Here is a 19,675-nt window from a genome sequence, read left to right on the forward strand (position 1 = left end):
AAACTCTGAATCCTTTAGAGGCAGACCCACAAAATGACAAGACTTATTTAGAAAATCTTGAAGAAAATATGAGTATTTTAGCAGAAGAATTGAAATGAGGAGATTATGAAAATAAATAAGAAGAAACTTGCTGCTGGTGCAGCTGTCGTCCTTTCTTTAAGTCTTTGTATTTATGCATTGAATCAACATCAGACAGGAGAGAACAAAGATACGAATCGTGTATCTTATGTCGATGGGAAACAAGACACTCCAAAAACAGAGACACAAACACCAGATCAAGTTAGCAAAAAAGAAGATATTCAGGCTGAACAGATTGTTGTGAAAATCACTGATCAAGGTTATGTGACTTCACACGGTGATCATTTCCATTATTATAATGGGAAAGTTCCTTTTGATGCGATTTTCAGTGAAGAACTTTTGATGAAAGATGCCAACTATCAACTTAAAGACGCTGATATTGTCAACGAAGTCAAAGGTGGTTACATTATCAAGGTGGATGGTAAATATTATGTTTACCTTAAGGATGTGGCACATGCGGATAACGTTCGTTCAAAGGACGAAATTGAACGCCAAAAACAAGGTCATACTCACGATGCACCAACATCTAATAGTGCAGTGGCGCTTGCTCAATCTCAAGGTCGCTATACTACTGATGATGGCTACATCTTTAATGCATCTGATATTATAGAGGATACTGGTGATGCTTATATCGTCCCTCACGGAGGACATTACCACTACATTCCAAAGAGTTCCTTGTCTGCTAGTGAATTGGCTGCAGCTCAAGCTTACCTCTCTGGAACTAGAAAACAACCGAGTGTGACTGACTATCGTCCAAGTACAAATGGGACTGGTCAAACTACTAAGCCTATTCAACAGGCTGAAATACCAAGTAATAAAGCCGAGAGTCTTCAAAGTCTATTACAGCAGCTCTATGCTCTTCCAAGTACTCAACGATATGCTGAATCGGATGGTTTGACTTTTGACCCTGCTAAGATTTCAAGCAGAACACCAAGTGGTGTAGCGATTCCTCATGGAAATCACTATCATTTCATTCCCTATACAAAGCTTTCTGCATTAGAAGAAAAGATTGCGAGAATGATTCCTCTAGCTAGTGACAGTGTGAAACCAACACCATTGGAGAATCCAAGCAAACCAACAGAAAAACCTACTCAGCAAAACCATCATCATGAGCAAGATGGTGACCATGGAAGTCAGGCCCCTAAGCATGAAGAACATGACCATGATGGAGAGGGACATGACGCTCATCATGGTGAAGACCATGATCATGCTTTTGATGCCAATCGTGTTATCAGTGAGGATGATCAAGGTTTTGTCATGTCACACGGTGATCACAATCATTACTTCTTCAAGAAAGACTTGACAGCAGAGCAAATTAAGGTCGCCCAAGATCATTTGAAAGGTAAAAAACCATCAGTACCAAGTCCAGCCCATGATGATGAACACGATAACGATAATCATGGGAACCATCGTGATGAGGAGCATAATCATGGTTTTGATGCAGATAGAGTCATTAGTGAAGATGTAGCAGGCTTTGTCATGTCACACGGTGACCACAATCATTATTTCTTTAAGAAAGATTTGACTCCTGAACAAATCAAGGCAGCACAAGATCATTTGAGAAGTAAAACACCAGTAACACCAAGTCCATCTCATGATGATCACGATGAAGATAATCATGGGAACCATCGTGATGAGGAGCATAATCATGGTTTTGATGCAGATAGAGTCATCAGTGAAGATGCGGCAGGCTTTGTCATGAGTCACGGTGATCATCATCATTATTTCTTTAAGAAAGATTTGACAGCAGAGCAAATTAAGGCTGCCCAAGATCATCTGAAAAGTAAAACGCCATCAGTACCAAGTCCAGCCCATGATGATCACGATGAAGAAGATCATGATCACCATCACGGTGAAGAACATGGCCATAGTTTTGATGCCAATCGCGTCATCAGTGAGGATGAGCAAGGCTTTGTCATGACTCATGGTGACCACAATCATTACTTCTTTAAGAAGGACTTGACATCTGACCAAATTAAGTCGGCTCAAGATCATTTAAGAGGTAAGACGCCAGTAACACCAAGTCCAGCCCATGATGATGGCCACGATAAAGATAATCATGGCCACAAACATGGTGAAGACCATGATCACGGTTTTGATGCCAATCGTGTCATCAGTGAGGATGAGCAAGGTTTTGTCATGAGTCACGGTGACCATAATCATTACTTCTTCAAGAAGGACTTGACAGCAGAGCAAATTAAGGCTGCACAAGACCATTTGAAAACACATCATGATGCAGAGCCTGTAAAACCTCTTGCTAAAACGGTAGAGTCTTTCTCAAGAGATGCTAGCGATGAAGAAAAGATTGCTTATATTTCGAAGACATACGGCGTTCCACTTGAAGCGATTAGAATTTCAAACGGATTCTTTGTCTTTGGAAATCCAGACCAAGCCTACGATCCAACTCATATCCATCCCTATGCTGTTCGTAAGGAACATGTTCGGATTCCTCTTCAAACTGGCAATCCAGAACTTGATTTCCTAAATGAACTTTACACGACTGCTTTGCGAGATGGTGTGTCTCCGTATAGCTTACAGGTAGAAAATGGTAGTTTTGTGATTCCTCATGGCGACCACAATCACTACATCAAGGTTCAAACGAAGGGTTATGAGGTTGCTTTGAAAAACAAGATTCCAGCCCTACAATCCAATTATCAACCTGGAGCTTTTGATGAGAATGCAGTCTTGGAAAAAGTAGATCAACTTCTAGCTGATAGCAGAAGTATCTACAAAGACAAGCCTATCGAACAAAGACAGATTGAGTTAGCCTTAGGACAGTTTACTGAAAACATGAAGAAACTGGCAACTAACTCTACTGCAGGTTATCTTGCAACACTGGATCTCTTTGATAAGCAATATATCCATATTGATGAAAGTGTCAAACCTGTTGAAACAAGCGCTCTAGATAAGAAATATCAGGCCTTGATTGATAAAATCAATACACTGGATACAGACTCCTATGGCCTTCCTAAGAAAGACCTTCTCGTTCGACTTCAAGAAGCGAAATTGGCTAAAGATGAGGCTGCTTTAGCAGCGGTTGAATCACAACTTCAAGCTCTTCAAGACTTTAATGACCGAACAGGTGTTACAACAGTGGAATACATCAAGTATTTCTACGAACACGTAAATGACGGTCGTTTAAATGATGAACTTCGGAACAAAGTAGCTCAGTTGACTTGGACCTTGTATCAATCTCAATCTTTCCTTAAGGCAGCAGAATTGAACAGACTATTCCCAAGCATCTATCAGGCAAAACAAGAAGTGGAAGAAGCTTTGAAAGCTCAACCAACTACTGCTAAATCGACTCAGACAGTTCTAGATACTGAAAAAGTTGATAACCAAACTGCCAAGACAGCTATTTATGGCTTCTTGAAAGAATTGTACGGAGACTTTATGCCTGAAGAACATGTCAATCATGTTAGCAAGGAAGAAGTAGAAAGCCTCTTGAGTAAGGCAAATCAACTCTTAGAACAAATCCAAGAAGAAGGAATCAGACAATCTTTGGCAGAAGAAGTAGAAAATCTCAAAGCTGCCACAAACAAGGCTGATGCGGACTTGGATGAAGTAAACAGTCAGGTAAAAGATGTCTTGACTCGTATCGCTAGCGCCCTTCAACAAGAAAAGGAAAATGCTGAGCAAGATCCTCAGACACTTGTTCTCTATCAAAAACTCTACGATATTCTTATGTCGCTTCATGCTTATTTAGAAAACAATAAGGGTTCTGATGCAGACTTTGATAAAGTGGATGCATTACTAGATCAACTTTCTGCTAAGAGTAAAGATAAAGCTGCTTTACTTGAATTAACAAAAGCTATTCTAGTCTTGAATCAAGAAATCAAGTCAAAATCAAGCGCAAGTGAAGAAGCAACTCCAGCGACAAATGCAGAGGCAAATGGTGATAATACAAGTACCGAAACTGAAACATCAGTAGCTGCAGAATCTAACAGTGAAACTGCAAGGGACGAAAACAAACCAAGCAACACAACCGATTCTAAACCTGCTGAATCATCTTCAGAAAAGGGAACAACAGAATCTACAACAAGTACTGGAAATCAAGAAAAACCAGCAGAATAAAAAGAAAGGCGAAGTAGCTGAGCTACCTCGTCTTTTTAGCCTTTATAAGCTACGATACCAATAATGGTATCAACTGCACATTCCATGGTCTGAAGGCTGACGTATTCAAAACGTCCGTGCATATTTTCTCCACCCGCAAAGATATTAGGAGTTGGGATTCCCATAAAGGAAATCTTAGAGCCGTCTGTCCCTCCACGAATTGGTTCGATTATAGGAGTAATCCCCAAATCTTCCATAACGGCTTTGGCAATGGTAATTGGAGTCATATCTTTTTCAATGACTTCTTTCATATTGTAGTACTGGTCTGTCAAGTTTAGGGTGACACGGTCGCTACCAAGTTCTTGATTCATCTTATCAGCGATAGACTGCATTGCTGCTTTACGAGCTTCAAAGGCATCTTTTTCAAAATCACGAATGATGTAGCTTGCACGCGCCTCTTCGACACTACCTGTCACATCCATTAGGTGGTAGAAGCCTTGGTAACCTTCTGTTAACTCAGGTCGGTCATTCTCTGGAAGTTGATTATGAAAATCAATTGCTAGCTGAAGAGCGTTGACCATTTGCCCTTTGGCAGTACCAGGGTGGACATTGCGTCCTTGGAAATGCAATTCAGCACCCGCTGCTGAAAAGGTCTCGTACTGAAGCTCACCTAGTGGCCCACCATCAACTGTGTAGGCAAAATCAACATCAAAATCTTCTGCATCAAATTTATTAGCACCAACACCGATTTCTTCATCTGGACCAAAACCAACACGAATTTCACAGTGTTTGATTTCAGGATGAGCAGTCAGATATTCAATAGCAGTCATAATCTCAGCAATTCCTGACTTGTCATCAGCTCCTAGCAAGGTTGTTCCATCTGTTGTGATGAGCGTTTGTCCTGGATATTTTTCAAGACTCTTAAAGTCAGCTGGATCGAGTTTGAAACCAGAATTTCCAAGTTTAATCACACCACCATCGTAGTTTTCAATTACCTGTGGATTGACTCCTTCGGCATTAAAATCAGCAGTATCCATGTGAGATATAAAGCCAATCTTACGTGTTAAAGATGGATCATTGGCTGGTAAGGTTCCAATTGCAAAACCATTCGGTAGATAGTAAACATTTTGCAGTCCAACACGTTTCATTTCAGGAATTAGAACATTTGTTGCGAAGTCAACCTGACTCTGCGTACTTGGAGTAGTAGTAGAGTGTTCATCAGAGCGCGTGTTGACCTTAACGTAGGTTAAGAAGCGGTCCAAGAGATTTGGATAAGTCATAAAAAACTCCTTTTGAATTCATTTTTTCCATTGTATCATAGAAAGAAGAGAAAAACAAAAGACAGAAGTTAGGGAAATTCGCTATGTTGGCGTTTACTTATCAGTGGATTCATGATAAAATAAATTTGATAAAAATATCACAAGGAAGCAGTTATGAAAAAAGCAATTTTAATGATGACTTTCGGTTCACCAGAAGAGATTACCTTTGAAGGTGTGGCTGATTTTTTCACAAATATCCGTCGTGGAGTGAGACCTCAAGACCACGAGATTCAAACTCTCTATGATAATTATGTACTAATTGGAGGCACACCTCTGCAAAAAATTACCCGAGAAGAGGTTGCTTTGGTAGAAGCTAGGCTGGGGAATGAGTATAGTGTTTATTTTGCTAATAAGTTTTCTAGACCCTTTATTCCAGATGTGATAAGTCAGATGGAAGCAGACGGAACCGAGCAGTGTATTTGCTTGATTTTGGAGCCTCATTATTCGTTCTACTCTGTCATGGGATACGAGAAATTTTTAGAAAGCAAACAAATTAAATTTTTAGTTATCAAGGACTGGTATCAAGAAGAAGCGCTCTTAAACTATTGGGCAGATGAAATTGCTAAGATTTTAAAAGAAGAAGTAAAGCAGGATAGCTTTAAAGTTATCTTTTCAGCCCACAGTGTGCCCATTTTTGCCTTGGATTTTGGTGATCCTTATATCGATCAAATTTTTGAAAATAGCAAGCTAGTCGCTGAAAAACTAGGTTTGAGTTCCGAGCAATATACCAACACTTGGCAGAGTGAAAGTGATATTGGTATTCCATGGATTAAGCCAGATGTTTTGGAGTATCTCAGAGAACAGACAGAACATCCAGACCATTATATTTTTGTACCTATTAGTTTCATCAGTGAGCATATTGAGGTCTTGTTTGATAACGATGTGGAATGTTATGAGATATGTCAGGAATTGGGTGTCAACTACCATCGTCCACCAATGCCAAATACGGATTCTCGCTTGATTGATGCCTTGGTCAATACAGTCAGAGCCAATGAACATCAAGAATTTAGAGAATTCTTCCCAGAAGAAGAAACCTTTGATGAACTAGTTCCTTCGGATGAAACTAAAAATATTTTAGATGAATCACAAGACCTACAAATGCCAGAATTTGTTAAAAAACTGATTGAGAAAAAAGGTCGTGAGAATGTTAAGATGCCTTATCTTATCAAGAAAATGCTTGAGAAAGCAGGTAAATTACCAAAAGAGTAAAGAAAAAAGGATTTAGCTTTGGGCTAAATCCTTTTAATCGATTATTTTTTCTCAAGAAGAGCTTTGATTTCTTGAAGTACTTCCAACTCAGTTGGAGCAACTGGAGCTTCCTCAGCAGCTTCTTCTTTCTTAGTAAGGCTTTGAGCTTTTTCAATACCTTTAATAACGAAGAAGAGAACAGTACCGATAACTAGGAAGTTGATAACAGCACTCAAGAATTTACCATATGTAACACCATTCCAAGCAAGCTCAGCGATGTTTTGTACTTTCGCAGCTTCCAAGGCTGGATTCAAAATAAGTGGAGTGATGATATCGTTAACAAGTGATGTAACGATTGCACCAAAAGCAGAGGCAATGATCACACCGACAGCAAGGTCAACAACATTACCACGAAGCAAAAATGCTTTAAGATCTTTTAACATTTTCATTTTCCCTTTCCCTTTCAAAAAATTTTTACTCCTAATTATATATTAATTAATAAGTTCTTGCAAGCTATATGCTTAAATTTTTTCTTATTTTTTAAAAATAAATACCTTACTAAAAATGTAATTGAGGATAATTATTAAGAATTGTGCAATAACTGTTTCAATACTATTTACCTTATTAATATTATTATTTACAAATTGCCCGATAATATTAGGAAACTGAGTTACAAAGAGAAAAGTTAAAAACAAGTCTAAAAGAAAAGTAGAAAGACGTGCTATAGTAAATTTTACTAAACGGATTGACCAATTCTGTCTAGCTTGCTTAAACACGATTGTATCATTTGTGATAAAGGCAAAGAGGATACCGATAATATTTGCTAGTCCAGTAGCGAGAAGTTCTTTATGGGTTAATTGATAAATGACTAATCTGGATAGAATAGAGACAAGAGTAGTTGCTATTCCAAAAAGGAGATAGGCTAAAAGTTCGTTATTTAAAATAAAAGTGATTGTTTTTTTCATGCTTTTAGTATAGCATAAAGCAGGCTATTGTGCTATACTAGTAAGGTTGAATGTATCAACCCTTGGTGCTTAGCTTCTTTCACCAAGCATATTTTACGCGGGTAATTCGCTAAAGGAGAAAAGATGAAAAAATTAACTATTCGTGATGTTGCAGATATTGCAATCGTTGCTGCTATCTATGTCGTTTTGACTGTTACACCGCCCCTAAATGCCATTAGCTATGGTGCTTATCAGTTCCGTATTTCAGAAATGATGAACTTTATGGCTTTTTACAATCCTAAGTACATCATCGGAGTTACAATTGGTTGTATGATTGCTAATTTCTTTAGCTTCGGACTGCTAGATGTCTTTGTTGGTGGTGGATCAACCTTAGTATTCCTCAGTCTAGGTGTTTGGCTTTTTGCAAAATACAGCAAGGATTACCTCTTTAATGGATTGATTCGAAAAGATCATTTCTTCTTTTCAATCCTCTTTTCAATTTCCATGTTTACCATTGCCGCCGAGTTGAATATCGTAGCGCAATTACCATTTTTCCTTACTTGGTTCACAACAGGAATTGGTGAATTTGCCTCATTGATAGTTGGAGCGATTATCATTGGTAAAATTGGTCGTCGAATCGATTTAAGCAAATAGAAGAAGATAAGCTAGGTAGCTCTTGCCTGGCTTTTTCTTATGGAAAATATCAAAGGAAACTTGACAAGATTTTCTGATTATAGTATACTTTTCAAGTAAGCTGATTTAGCTCAGTTGGCAGAGCGCATCCATGGTAAGGATGAGGTCGCCGGTTCAATCCCGGCAATTAGCATGATATTTACAGGGAAACTCTTGAACACAAGAGTTTTTTCTTATACTCGCGAGAAAAAATTCTGACTTTTTTATCATCCTGCAAAAATTTCTTATTGACAAAACCACTTATTTCTAGTAACATAATAGACGCGATGAGTCGATAGGTAGTCTTCGGACTACTATTGAGCATAAGGAGGTCATAACGCAGGAGCGGACCTTGATGAGTTGTGTGAACCTGCTCATCACATGAAGATGCCTCTTAGTCCCTGGTCTAACAACTGGGGATTTTATTTTTCCAAAAAATGATGAAAAAGCTTTGCAATTCATGAAAAAAGTAGTATAATACATCTATTATAGAAATTTTTAGAAAATTCCGAAAGAGGTTATTTATGGGATATACAGTTGCTGTAGTCGGCGCGACAGGTGCTGTCGGAGCTCAGATGATAAAAATGTTGGAAGAATCAACTCTTCCAATCGATAAAATTCGCTTACTTGCTTCTGCACGTTCAGCAGGCAAGACTTTGAAATTTAAAGATCAAGACATTACGATTGAAGAAACGACTGAAACAGCTTTTGAAGGAGTTGATATTGCACTCTTTTCAGCAGGTGGTTCTACATCAGCTAAGTATGCACCATACGCAGTAAAATCTGGCGCGGTAGTAGTAGATAATACATCTTACTTCCGTCAAAATCCAGATGTTCCTTTAGTTGTACCAGAGGTCAATGCTCATGCACTTGATGCCCACAACGGTATTATTGCCTGCCCTAACTGTTCAACAATCCAAATGATGGTAGCACTTGAGCCAGTTCGCCAAAAATGGGGCTTGGACCGTATCATTGTTTCAACTTACCAAGCAGTTTCTGGTGCTGGTATGGGAGCAATTCTTGAGACACAACGTGAACTTCGTGAAGTCTTGAATGATGGTGTAAACCCACGCGATTTGCATGCGGAAATCTTGCCTTCAGGTGGTGACAAGAAACATTATCCTATCGCCTTCAACGCTCTTCCACAAATTGATGTCTTCACTGACAATGATTACACTTACGAAGAGATGAAGATGACTAAGGAAACTAAGAAAATCATGGAAGATGATAGCATTGCAGTATCTGCAACATGTGTGCGTATTCCAGTCTTGTCAGCTCACTCTGAGTCTGTTTACATCGAAACAAAAGAAGTGGCTCCAATCGAAGAAGTGAAAGCAGCTATCGCAGCCTTCCCAGGTGCTGTTCTTGAAGATGATGTGGCTCATCAAATTTATCCTCAAGCCATTAATGCAGTGGGTTCTCGTGATACCTTTGTTGGTCGTATCCGTAAAGACTTGGATGCAGAAAAAGGAATCCACATGTGGGTTGTTTCAGATAACCTGCTCAAAGGTGCTGCTTGGAACTCAGTTCAGATTGCTGAAACTTTGCACGAACGTGGCTTGGTTCGTCCAACAGCTGAATTGAAATTTGAATTAAAATAGTCATATCGTTTAGGAGTTCAGATGAACTCCTTCTTTGAAATAGAGAGGTGTTTCTCATGTCTTATAAAGATTTAAAAGAGTGTAAAATCATCACGGCCTTCATTACCCCCTTCCATGAGGATGGTTCCATCAACTTTGATGCTATTCCATCCTTGATTGAGCATTTATTGGCCCATCATACGGATGGAATTCTTCTCGCAGGTACCACTGCTGAGAGTCCGACATTGACTCACGATGAAGAGTTGGAGCTCTTTGCGGCTGTACAAAAAGTTGTCAATGGACGTGTTCCTTTGATTGCGGGTGTGGGTACCAATGATACGCGTGACTCTATTGAGTTTGTCAAAGAAGTCGCGGAATTTGGTGGTTTTGCTGCTGGGCTTGCTATTGTACCTTACTACAACAAACCTTCTCAAGAAGGAATGTATCAGCATTTTAAGGCCATTGCAGATGCTTCTGACTTACCTATTATTATCTATAACATTCCAGGGCGTGTGGTTGTCGAATTGACTCCAGAAACCATGCTTCGCTTGGCTGACCATCCAAATATCATTGGGGTCAAAGAATGTACTAGCTTGGCCAATATGGCTTACTTGATTGAGCACAAGCCAGAGGAGTTCTTGATTTATACAGGTGAGGATGGAGATGCTTTCCATGCCATGAACCTTGGTGCTGATGGGGTTATTTCTGTTGCCTCTCATACAAATGGGGATGAGATGCACGAGATGTTCACTGCAATTGCAGAAAGCGATATGAAAAAAGCCGCAGCTATTCAGCGTAAATTCATTCCTAAGGTCAATGCCCTCTTCTCTTATCCAAGTCCTGCTCCTGTTAAGGCGGTTCTTAACTACATGGGATTTGAAGCTGGACCAACTCGTCTACCTCTAGTTCCAGCACCAGAAGAAGATGCCAAACGAATTATCAAGGTTGTCGTAGATGGCGACTACGAAGCGACTAAGGCAACTGTAACAGGGGTTTTAAGACCAGATTACTAATAAAGACAATAAAATCCATGACCGAATGAAGGATCATGGATTTTTCTTATTTTCCTAAACAGAATTGGCTAAAGAGTTGGGTGATGAGTTCATCAGGAGCAGCATCCCCAGTGATTTCTCCGAGGATTTCCCAAGTACGGGTCAAGTCAACTTGAAGCAAGTCAACTGGCATACCTAGTTCAAGACCTTCATTAACAGCTTGTAGGCTTTCTACTGCCTTTTCAATTAGAGAAATGTGACGGGCGTTGGACAAGTAAGTAGCATCTTGTTCAACCAAACCAGCGTTTTCAAAGAAGAGGTTGTTAATTCTCTCTTCAATCTTATCAATGTTTTGATTTTTAAGGACTGAAATACGGATGACATCTTCTGGAAGTTCTGAAGCTTCAATTGCTTCAGGAAGGTCGGTTTTATTAAGTAAAATAATGCGGTTGGTATCCTGACTGATTTCTAAGAGTTGTCTGTCTTGAGTAGTCAGTGGTTCACTGGCATTTAGCACTAGTAAAATCAAGTCAGCTTCCTTAAGGGCTTTTTTTGAACGCTCAACTCCAATTTGTTCCACGATGTCATCCGTTTCGCGGATACCAGCTGTGTCAATCAATTTTAGGGGAACGCCGTTGATGTTGACGTATTCTTCGATGACATCACGTGTAGTGCCAGCAATATCAGTGACGATTGCTTTGTCCTCACGCAAGAGATTGTTGAGAAGGCTAGATTTTCCAACGTTGGGACGACCGATGATGGCTGTGGAAATTCCTTCACGAAGGATTTTACCGCGACGGGCTGTTCTAAGGAGATTAGTTAGTAATTGTTCAAACTCCATTGTCTTTTCTCGGACCACAGCAGTAGTCGCTGCTTCAACATCGTCATACTCAGGATAGTCAATATTCACCTCGACTTGGGCAAGTGTGTTAAGGATTTCTTGACGGGTATTATTAATCAGGTCAGAAAGGGAACCGTCCAATTGTTTGACTGCAATGTTCATAGCCTTGTCTGTCTTAGCACGGATGATGTCCATAACGGCTTCAGCCTGAGTCAAGTCAACACGTCCATTTAGGAAGGCACGTTTAGTAAATTCACCAGGTTCAGCCAATCGAGCTCCTTCACGGATAGCTAGCTGGAGAATCTCATTGGTCACCGCAATCCCACCGTGGGTGTTAATCTCGATAATATCTTCACGAGTGAAGGTTTTTGGAGATTTCATAGCCCCAACCATAACCTCGTCCATGACTTTTCCTGTCTGAGGGTCAACGATGTGACCGTAGTTGAGAGTGTGGCTGGCAACCTTGTTCAAGTCTTTTCCTTTAAAAATCTTTTGCGCAATAGCAAAACTTTCTGTTCCGCTCAGGCGGACAATACCAATAGCACCTTCACCTAGGGGAGTAGAGATAGCAGCGATGGTATCAAATTCACGTGTAATCATAATGTTTCCTTTAATAAATAGCTCTTTTCTTGGAAATTTTTCCAAGTCTCTTTTCAAATTGTAACAAATTTGAACTATTTCTTCAATGGATGCTACTTGGAGATTGAAAAAGCCTAAGCAATTCTGCTTAAGCTAGCTTATTTGGTGCGCATTTCACCTTGAGGGAAGTAAGTTCCTTCTGGCATGTCGTTGATGATGACATGAACAGCTGATTGAGGGGCTCCAGTGTTGCGGACAACCGCTTCCGTTACTTCCTTAGCAAGAGCTTTCTTTTGCTCGAGCGTGCGTCCTTCAAATAAATCGATGCGTACAAATGGCATAATGGCTTCCTCCACTAGTTTTGATTTCTTCTATTTTACCACATTTTGCCGTTTAAAGCTTAAGAAAATTATGATATACTAGAATGTAGCAAAAATTTAGAAATGGACGTGAAGCAAGAAACATGGCACAGTTGTATTATCGTTATGGGACCATGAACTCTGGAAAGACAATCGAGATTCTCAAGGTGGCCTATAACTATGAGGAGCAAGGAAAAGGTGTTGTAATTATGACCTCGGCTCTGGATACGCGTGACGGTATTGGCTATGTGTCGAGTCGAATTGGCATGAAGCGCCCAGCTATTGCGATTGAGGAAACGACTGATATTTTTGGATTTATTCGTGATTTACCAGACACACCTTACTGTGTGTTGGTCGATGAGGCCCAGTTTCTCAAACGTCACCATGTTTACGATCTAGCTCGTGTTGTTGATGAGTTAGACATACCTGTCATGGCTTTTGGTTTGAAAAATGACTTTCGCAATGAACTATTCGAAGGTTCCAAGTATCTCTTGCTTTTAGCAGACAAGATTGACGAAATCAAGACCATTTGCCAGTATTGTAAGAAAAAGGCGACCATGGTTTTGCGAACACAGGATGGACTGCCCGTTTACGATGGAGAACAGATCCAGATTGGTGGTAATGAAACCTATATCTCAGTTTGCCGTAAACATTATTTTGCGCCAATGATAACCTCTAACAAGGAGCAAAACTATGACAATTGAACTAAGAGATGTTACAATGGAAAATTATTTTGATGTTTTGAATTTGGATGTCAAGGAATATCAAAAACAATTCATTGCAACCAACGCAATTAGTTTAGCTGAAGCATACGTCTACACTAAAAATGGAGATTTTGTAGCTCCATTGGCAGTTTATGATAATGATGCAATTATAGGTTTTGTGATGATAGCTTATGATAAGAAGATCGGAATTAGTAGTGGAAATTATTTACTATTTCGTTTTATGATTGATAAGAATTTTCAAAATCAAGGATATTTTAAACCAATTATGGATAAAGTACTAGACTATGTTCGGACAGCGCCAGCAGGTTTAAGCAATAAACTTTGGTTGTCTTATGAACCAGAAAACGAACATGCAAGATCTTGTTACCTCAGTTATGGATTTAAAGAAACTGGGGAAATATTTGAGTACGAAGTAGTAGCAATCTATGATTTAACAATTGAGAAATAAGGAGAAAAAATGAACATCTATGATCAACTACAAGCTGTAGAAGACCGTTATGAAGAATTAGGAGAGTTGCTTAGTGACCCGGATGTTGTCTCTGACACCAAACGTTTTATGGAGCTTTCAAAAGAAGAAGCTTCAACTCGTGACACAGTAACAGCCTACCGTGAGTACAAACAAGTCCTTCAAAACATCGTTGACGCTGAAGAGATGATTAAGGAATCAGGCGGAGATGCGGACTTGGAAGAAATGGCCAAGCAAGAGCTCAAAGATGCCAAGGCTGAAAAAGAAGAATACGAAGAAAAACTCAAAATTTTGCTCCTTCCAAAGGATCCAAACGATGACAAGAACATCATCCTTGAAATTCGTGGAGCGGCTGGTGGTGACGAAGCGGCACTTTTCGCCGGGGACCTTCTAACTATGTACCAAAAGTATGCAGAAGCCCAAGGCTGGCGCTTTGAAGTCATGGAAGCTTCTATGAACGGTGTCGGTGGTTTCAAAGAAGTCGTTGCTATGGTTTCAGGTCAATCTGTTTACTCTAAGCTTAAGTACGAATCAGGTGCCCACCGTGTGCAACGTGTTCCTGTGACAGAAAGCCAAGGCCGTGTTCATACTTCGACAGCGACAGTTCTTGTCATGCCAGAAGTCGAAGAAGTAGAATATGATATTGATCCAAAAGACCTTCGTGTTGATATCTACCACGCATCTGGTGCTGGTGGACAGAACGTCAATAAGGTTGCGACTGCCGTTCGTATCGTTCACTTGCCAACCAATATCAAGGTTGAGATGCAGGAAGAACGTACCCAGCAGAAAAATCGTGAGAAGGCCATGAAAATCATCCGTGCGCGTGTTGCTGACCACTTTGCTCAGATTGCACAAGATGAACAAGACGCTGAGCGCAAGTCAACAATCGGTACTGGTGACCGTTCAGAACGGATTCGTACTTATAACTTCCCACAAAACCGTGTGACTGACCACCGTATTGGTTTGACCCTCCAAAAACTAGATACCATTCTGTCTGGTAAATTGGATGAAGTTGTGGACGCCTTGGTACTTTATGACCAAACACAAAAATTAGAAGAATTAAATAAATAATGAAATTAGCTCAATTATTTTCAGATTTTGAAGAAGAGTTGATAAGACAAGGAGAGGAAGCTGAAAGCCTCTCTTTTGTCTATCGTAGCTTGAAAAATCTCTCTTTTACAGATTTAGTTTTTGCCCTCCAGCAAGAAGTGACGGAAGAGGAAGAAGTATTTGTAAAAGGAATTTTCCAACAGTTAGCAGCTCATAAACCGGCACAGTACATCATTGGACAGGCAGATTTTTATGGAATGCAGTTAAAAGTTGATGATCGAGTATTGATTCCTCGTCCAGAAACAGAGGAGTTGGTGGAGCTTATCCTGGCTGAAAATTCTGAGGAAAATCTTAAGGTCCTAGATATTGGGACTGGAAGTGGAGCTATAGCCCTCGCCTTAGCAAAAAACAGAGCAGCTTGGTCAGTGACAGCAGCAGACATTTCCCAAGAGGCCCTTGACCTTGCATCCGAGAATGCTAAAGTTCAAAAACTTAATATATTTTTTAAAAAATCTGATTGTTTTGCAGAAATTTCTGAAAAATATGATATAATTGTATCCAATCCACCCTATATATCTCGTGAAGATGAGTCAGAGGTAGGCTTGAATGTTTTGTATTCAGAGCCTCACCTAGCCCTCTTTGCAGACGAGGATGGCCTAGCTATTTACCGTAGAATTGCGGAAGATGCAAAGTACCATCTCAAGGATGGTGGTAAGATTTACCTTGAAATTGGATACAAGCAAGGTCAAAGTGTTCCTGAGCTTTTTAGGAAATACCTTCCTGAAAAAAGAGTACGAACGCTCAAGGACCAGTTTGGTCAAGATAGGATGGTTGTAATTGATGATGGACAGGATTAGACAAGAGTTGGTAAATGGTGGAGCGGTCGTTCTGCCTACTGAGACAGTTTACGGTCTCTTTGCCAAGGCTCTAGACGAAAAAGCAGTTGATCATGTATACCAGCTCAAACGTCGTCCTAGAGATAAGGCACTCAATCTCAATATCGCCTCTCTAGAGGACATCTTGAATTTTTCAAAGAATCAGCCAACTTATCTACAAAAACTTGTAGAGACCTTTTTACCAGGTCCTTTGACCCTTATTCTTGAAGCAAATGACAGAGTTCCCTATTGGGTCAATTCTGGTCTTGCAACTGTTGGATTTCGGATGCCTAGTCATCCCATTACCCTTGATTTGATTCGAGAGACAGGTCCCTTGATTGGGCCGTCTGCCAATATTTCGGGTCAGGCAAGTGGAGTGACTTTTCAGGAAATACTGCAGGAATTTAATCAAGATGTTCTAGGTTTGGAAGACGATGCTTTTCTAACTGGACAGGATTCAACTATTTTGGATTTGTCTGAAGATAAGGTGAAAATCTTACGCCAAGGGACCATTAGGCGAGAAGATATTCTTACTCAGTTGCCAGAGATTTCTTTTGAGGAGGAATAAAATGTTAAGAGATTTGCAAGAAACAGATGTGAAAGCTATATGTGACATCAACCAAGAGGCTTTGGGCTATTCTTTTAGTCCAGAGGAAACGGCTAGCCAACTAGCTAGACTGTCTCAGGATTCCCATCATTTCCTACTTGGCTATGAGGATACAGCTAGTCATGTCTTACTTGGTTATGTCCACGCTGAGGTTTACGAATCCCTTTATTCCAAAGCAGGATTTAATATTTTAGCTTTAGCAGTTTCACCTCAAGCGCAAGCTCAAGGTATTGGTAAAAGCTTATTACAAGGGTTGGAAGAAGAAGCAAAAAGACGTAATTATGGGTTTATCCGCTTAAACTCTGCCGATCATCGTCTGGGTGCTCATGCATTTTATGAAAAAGTTGGTTATACTTGTGATAAAGTGCAGAAACGATTTATTCGCATCTTTTAGTTTATTTTCTTATTGTAAAACAAACTAAAGGACTAGTCACACTATAAAGGAGAAGACCTATGATTTTTGACAAAGATGATTTTAAAGCATACGATGCTGATCTCTGGAATGCTATTGCCAAAGAAGAAGAACGCCAACAAAACAACATTGAGTTGATTGCTTCGGAAAACGTAGTTTCCAAGGCTGTTATGGCAGCTCAAGGGTCTATCTTGACGAATAAATATGCCGAAGGCTACCCGGGCCGCCGTTACTATGGTGGAACTGATGTGGTAGATGTGGTAGAAACTCTAGCCATTGAACGTGCAAAAGAAATTTTCGGTGCTAAATTCGCCAACGTCCAACCTCACTCAGGAAGCCAAGCCAACTGTGCTGCTTACATGGCCTTGATTGAGCCAGGTGATACCGTTATGGGGATGGATTTGGCTGCAGGTGGACACTTGACTCACGGAGCTCCTGTCAGCTTCTCAGGTCAAACTTATAACTTTGTGTCTTATAGTGTGGACCCTGAAACAGAACTCTTGGACTTTGATGCTATCTTGAAACAAGCTCAAGAAGTAAAACCAAAATTGATTGTAGCAGGTGCTTCAGCCTATTCTCAAATTATCGACTTCTCAAAATTCCGTGAAATTGCGGATGCTGTTGGGGCGAAGCTCATGGTAGATATGGCTCATATCGCTGGTTTGGTTGCTGCTGGTCTTCACCCAAGTCCAGTACCATACGCTCATATCACTACAACAACGACCCACAAAACCCTTCGTGGACCACGTGGTGGTTTGATTTTGACCAATGATGAAGACTTAGCTAAGAAAATTAACTCAGCTATTTTCCCAGGTATTCAGGGTGGTCCTTTGGAGCATGTTGTTGCAGCTAAGGCAGTTTCCTTCAAAGAAGTTTTGGATCCAGCCTTCAAGGAATATGCTGCCAATGTTATCAAGAACAGCAAGGCTATGGCAGATGTCTTCTTGCAAGACACTGATTTTCGTATCATTTCTGGAGGAACTGAAAACCACCTCTTCCTAGTGGATGTGACTAAGGTTGTAGAAAACGGAAAAGTTGCTCAAAACTTGCTGGATGAAGTCAATATTACCCTAAATAAAAACTCAATCCCTTACGAAAGCTTGTCACCATTCAAGACTAGTGGGATTCGTATCGGAGCAGCAGCCATTACTGCACGTGGATTTGGTGAAGAAGAAAGTCGCAAAGTGGCTGAGCTCATCATTAAAACCCTCAAGAATGCAGAAAATGAAGCTGTCTTAGAAGAAGTGAGAAGTTCAGTCAAAGAGTTGACAGATGCCTTCCCATTATACGAGGACTAAAACGTTTATGGACATTTATATTAAGAAAGCTATTATCCATCAGTTTAGCCCGGATGATACCGAGCTGTTTCTAGCGGATAAGTTTCTCAATATCACTCCAAAAATCGAAGAATACTTGCGTAAAAAAATTGAACGTGTGTATTCAGATGAAGCTAAGACTGGGATTTTCGAAGAAGAAAATCCCTTCTTAAATCACATCACAGACGATTTGTTGGAGACATCAGTAACACTGGCTAATCTCTGGAAAGAGGAGTTCAGTATTTCCGAAACTCTCAAGACCAATGACTTGATTTTTGTGCAATTTTCTAAAGAAGGTGTAGAACATTTTGCTTTCTTACGAATTGCCCTGCGGGAGACCTTGACCCACCTCGGTGGAGAAGTTGATAATCCAATCAAGCTAACTCATAATAACCTGCCTGGATTTGGAACGGGTGCTGATGAGGCCTTAGTGGTTAATCTTCAGAGCCGCAAGTACCATCTGATTGAAAAACGTATCAAGTACAACGGGACTTTTTTGAACTATTTTTCAGATAATCTTCTTGCTGTCGCTCCTAAGATTTCTCCTAAGAAATCTATCAAAGAACTGGAAAAAACGGCCCAGAGAATTGCTGAGACTTTTAACACAGATGATTTTCAATTTCAATCCAAGGTCAAATCAGCGATTTTCAACAACCTAGAAGAAAGCAATGGATTGTCACCTGAAAAATTGGCCAACGACCTTTTTGACAATAATCTGACGGCTCGTTTGAGCTTTATTGACCAAGTTAAAGAATCTGTACCAGAACCTGTTCAATTTGATGAAATTGATGCCAGTCGCCAATTAAAGAAATTTGAAAACCAAAAACTCTCCTTGTCAAATGGAATTGAGCTCATCGTTCCCAATAACGTTTATCAAGACGCCGAGTCTGTTGAGTTTATCCAAAATGACAATGGAACCTACTCTATCTTAATCAAAAATATCGAGGATATCCAAAGTAAATAATGTTTAAACGAATTCGAAGAGTGCTTGTACTAGCAGTCTTCCTTTTTGCTGGCTATAAAGCTTACCGCGTTCACCAAGATGTCAAGCAAGTCATGACCTATCAACCCATGGTGCGAGAAATCTTGAGTGAAAAAGACACCCCAGCAAACGAAGAGCTTGTGCTCGCTATGATTTATACCGAAACAAAAGGAAAAGAAGGAGATGTTATGCAGTCTAGTGAGTCTGCAAGTGGCTCAATCAATACCATCAATGATAACGCCTCTAGCATTCGGCAAGGCATTCAAACACTGACAGACAATCTTTATCTGGCCCAGAAGAAGGGGGTAGATGTCTGGACGGCTGTTCAAGCCTATAATTTTGGACCTGCCTATATCGATTTTATCGCCCAAAATGGTAAGGAAAACACCCTAGTACTGGCCAAACAGTACTCTCATGATACTGTTGCTCCCTTGCTTGGCAATACCACTGGAAAGACTTATAGTTATATTCACCCCATTTCCATTTTTCATGGAGCCGAACTCTATGTAAATGGAGGAAACTATTACTATTCTAGACAGGTGCAACTCAACCTTTACATCATCAAAACTTTCACTCTCTTTTCGACATCTGGCTAGCCCAGGTGTTTTTGTTATAAGTTTTCTTTAAGATAGATATA

General features: G+C 40.1%; 19 protein-coding genes, 1 tRNA gene, 1 pseudogene and 1 riboswitch. Of the genes and pseudogenes, 16 read left to right on the forward strand and 5 right to left on the reverse strand.

Annotated elements, in window-relative coordinates:
• Together EII37_RS09065 and EII37_RS09070 are read left to right on the forward strand one after the other, a co-directional pair.
• A pseudogene (locus EII37_RS09065) lies at positions 1-98 on the forward strand (adhesion protein); the annotation flags it as partial.
• Between the two features lie 7 nt (positions 99-105).
• Complete coding sequence (locus EII37_RS09070; protein ID WP_124788349.1) at positions 106-4,152, forward strand: pneumococcal-type histidine triad protein; 4,047 nt, start codon at positions 106-108, stop codon at positions 4,150-4,152.
• A gap of 35 nt (positions 4,153-4,187) precedes the next feature.
• Here the strand turns inward: EII37_RS09070 and pepT are convergent, their stop codons facing one another.
• Positions 4,188-5,411 carry a peptidase T gene (pepT, locus tag EII37_RS09075; protein WP_124788350.1) on the reverse strand — a complete coding sequence of 408 codons (1,224 nt, stop codon included), beginning with the start codon at positions 5,409-5,411 and terminating at the stop codon, positions 4,188-4,190.
• A gap of 153 nt (positions 5,412-5,564) precedes the next feature.
• Here pepT and hemH point away from each other — a divergent pair, with 153 nt between their 5' ends.
• Complete coding sequence (gene hemH / locus EII37_RS09080) at positions 5,565-6,659, forward strand: ferrochelatase (protein WP_124788351.1); 1,095 nt, start codon at positions 5,565-5,567, stop codon at positions 6,657-6,659.
• 41 nt (positions 6,660-6,700) lie between these two features.
• On the opposite strand, the gene mscL is transcribed toward hemH, so the two are convergent.
• Together mscL and EII37_RS09090 are read right to left on the reverse strand one after the other, a co-directional pair.
• Positions 6,701-7,081 carry a large conductance mechanosensitive channel protein MscL gene (mscL, locus tag EII37_RS09085; protein ID WP_124788352.1) on the reverse strand — a complete coding sequence of 127 codons (381 nt, stop codon included), beginning with the start codon at positions 7,079-7,081 and terminating at the stop codon, positions 6,701-6,703.
• A 90-nt stretch (positions 7,082-7,171) separates the two neighbouring features.
• A complete protein-coding gene (locus EII37_RS09090) occupies positions 7,172-7,603 on the reverse strand; it encodes a GtrA family protein (protein WP_124788353.1) in 432 nt (143 codons plus the stop codon).
• A 28-nt stretch (positions 7,604-7,631) separates the two neighbouring features.
• Positions 7,632-7,729, forward strand: a riboswitch (PreQ1 riboswitch).
• Here EII37_RS09090 and EII37_RS09095 point away from each other — a divergent pair.
• The 4 genes from EII37_RS09095 to dapA all read left to right on the forward strand — a co-directional run bounded on the left by EII37_RS09095 (position 7,727) and on the right by dapA (position 10,847).
• Positions 7,727-8,236, forward strand: a complete 510-nt coding sequence (locus EII37_RS09095) for a QueT transporter family protein (RefSeq protein WP_033681817.1) — start codon at positions 7,727-7,729, stop codon at positions 8,234-8,236. (Overlaps the previous riboswitch by 3 nt.)
• Positions 8,237-8,335: 99 nt before the next feature.
• A tRNA-Thr gene (locus EII37_RS09100) sits at positions 8,336-8,408 on the forward strand.
• 370 nt (positions 8,409-8,778) lie between these two features.
• Positions 8,779-9,855 carry an aspartate-semialdehyde dehydrogenase gene (locus EII37_RS09105; RefSeq protein ID WP_124788354.1) on the forward strand — a complete coding sequence of 359 codons (1,077 nt, stop codon included), beginning with the start codon at positions 8,779-8,781 and terminating at the stop codon, positions 9,853-9,855.
• A 56-nt stretch (positions 9,856-9,911) separates the two neighbouring features.
• Positions 9,912-10,847, forward strand: coding sequence for a 4-hydroxy-tetrahydrodipicolinate synthase (gene dapA, locus EII37_RS09110; RefSeq protein ID WP_124788355.1), 936 nt, complete (start codon positions 9,912-9,914; stop codon positions 10,845-10,847).
• A gap of 46 nt (positions 10,848-10,893) precedes the next feature.
• Here the strand turns inward: dapA and mnmE are convergent, their stop codons facing one another.
• Both mnmE and EII37_RS09120 read right to left on the reverse strand, forming a co-directional pair.
• Positions 10,894-12,267, reverse strand: coding sequence for a tRNA uridine-5-carboxymethylaminomethyl(34) synthesis GTPase MnmE (gene mnmE, locus EII37_RS09115; protein ID WP_124788356.1), 1,374 nt, complete (start codon positions 12,265-12,267; stop codon positions 10,894-10,896).
• A 137-nt stretch (positions 12,268-12,404) separates the two neighbouring features.
• Positions 12,405-12,587, reverse strand: coding sequence for a 4-oxalocrotonate tautomerase (locus EII37_RS09120; protein WP_001117401.1), 183 nt, complete (start codon positions 12,585-12,587; stop codon positions 12,405-12,407).
• Positions 12,588-12,709: 122 nt separating this feature from the next.
• Here EII37_RS09120 and EII37_RS09125 point away from each other — a divergent pair, with 122 nt between their 5' ends.
• From EII37_RS09125 to pmp23, 9 genes are read left to right on the forward strand one after another with little or no spacing between them, the layout of a single operon-like run.
• Positions 12,710-13,309: a thymidine kinase gene (locus EII37_RS09125; RefSeq protein WP_124788357.1), complete on the forward strand. Its 600-nt coding sequence runs from the start codon at positions 12,710-12,712 to the stop codon at positions 13,307-13,309.
• Positions 13,299-13,778, forward strand: coding sequence for a GNAT family N-acetyltransferase (locus tag EII37_RS09130; protein WP_124788358.1), 480 nt, complete (start codon positions 13,299-13,301; stop codon positions 13,776-13,778). The genes EII37_RS09125 and EII37_RS09130 overlap by 11 nt, the downstream gene beginning before the upstream one ends.
• Positions 13,779-13,787: 9 nt before the next feature.
• Entirely contained in the window at positions 13,788-14,867 is a 1,080-nt protein-coding gene (gene prfA, locus EII37_RS09135) for a peptide chain release factor 1 (RefSeq protein WP_001028815.1), read from the forward strand.
• The gene (gene prmC / locus EII37_RS09140; protein ID WP_124788359.1) at positions 14,867-15,703 is read left to right on the forward strand and encodes a peptide chain release factor N(5)-glutamine methyltransferase; all 837 of its coding nucleotides are present in this window, start codon (positions 14,867-14,869) and stop codon (positions 15,701-15,703) included. The genes prfA and prmC overlap by 1 nt, the downstream gene beginning before the upstream one ends.
• On the forward strand, positions 15,687-16,289 hold the full coding sequence (locus EII37_RS09145) for an L-threonylcarbamoyladenylate synthase (RefSeq protein ID WP_124788360.1): 603 nt from the start codon (positions 15,687-15,689) through the stop codon (positions 16,287-16,289). Before prmC ends, EII37_RS09145 begins: the two co-directional genes overlap by 17 nt.
• Position 16,290: 1 nt before the next feature.
• A complete protein-coding gene (locus EII37_RS09150) occupies positions 16,291-16,722 on the forward strand; it encodes a GNAT family N-acetyltransferase (protein ID WP_124788361.1) in 432 nt (143 codons plus the stop codon).
• Between the two features lie 59 nt (positions 16,723-16,781).
• Positions 16,782-18,038 (forward strand): serine hydroxymethyltransferase, encoded by a 1,257-nt coding sequence (glyA, locus tag EII37_RS09155; protein ID WP_124788362.1) that lies wholly within the window; start codon positions 16,782-16,784, stop codon positions 18,036-18,038.
• Between the two features lie 7 nt (positions 18,039-18,045).
• The gene (locus EII37_RS09160) at positions 18,046-19,020 is read left to right on the forward strand and encodes a nucleoid-associated protein (protein WP_185695995.1); all 975 of its coding nucleotides are present in this window, start codon (positions 18,046-18,048) and stop codon (positions 19,018-19,020) included.
• Positions 19,020-19,634, forward strand: coding sequence for a cell wall hydrolase Pmp23 (pmp23, locus tag EII37_RS09165; RefSeq protein WP_124788364.1), 615 nt, complete (start codon positions 19,020-19,022; stop codon positions 19,632-19,634). Before EII37_RS09160 ends, pmp23 begins: the two co-directional genes overlap by 1 nt.
• Positions 19,635-19,675: the final 41 nt, after the last annotated feature.

It is taken from the genome of Streptococcus sp. OH4692_COT-348 (assembly GCF_003859975.1).
Classification (GTDB): Bacteria; Bacillota; Bacilli; order Lactobacillales; family Streptococcaceae; genus Streptococcus.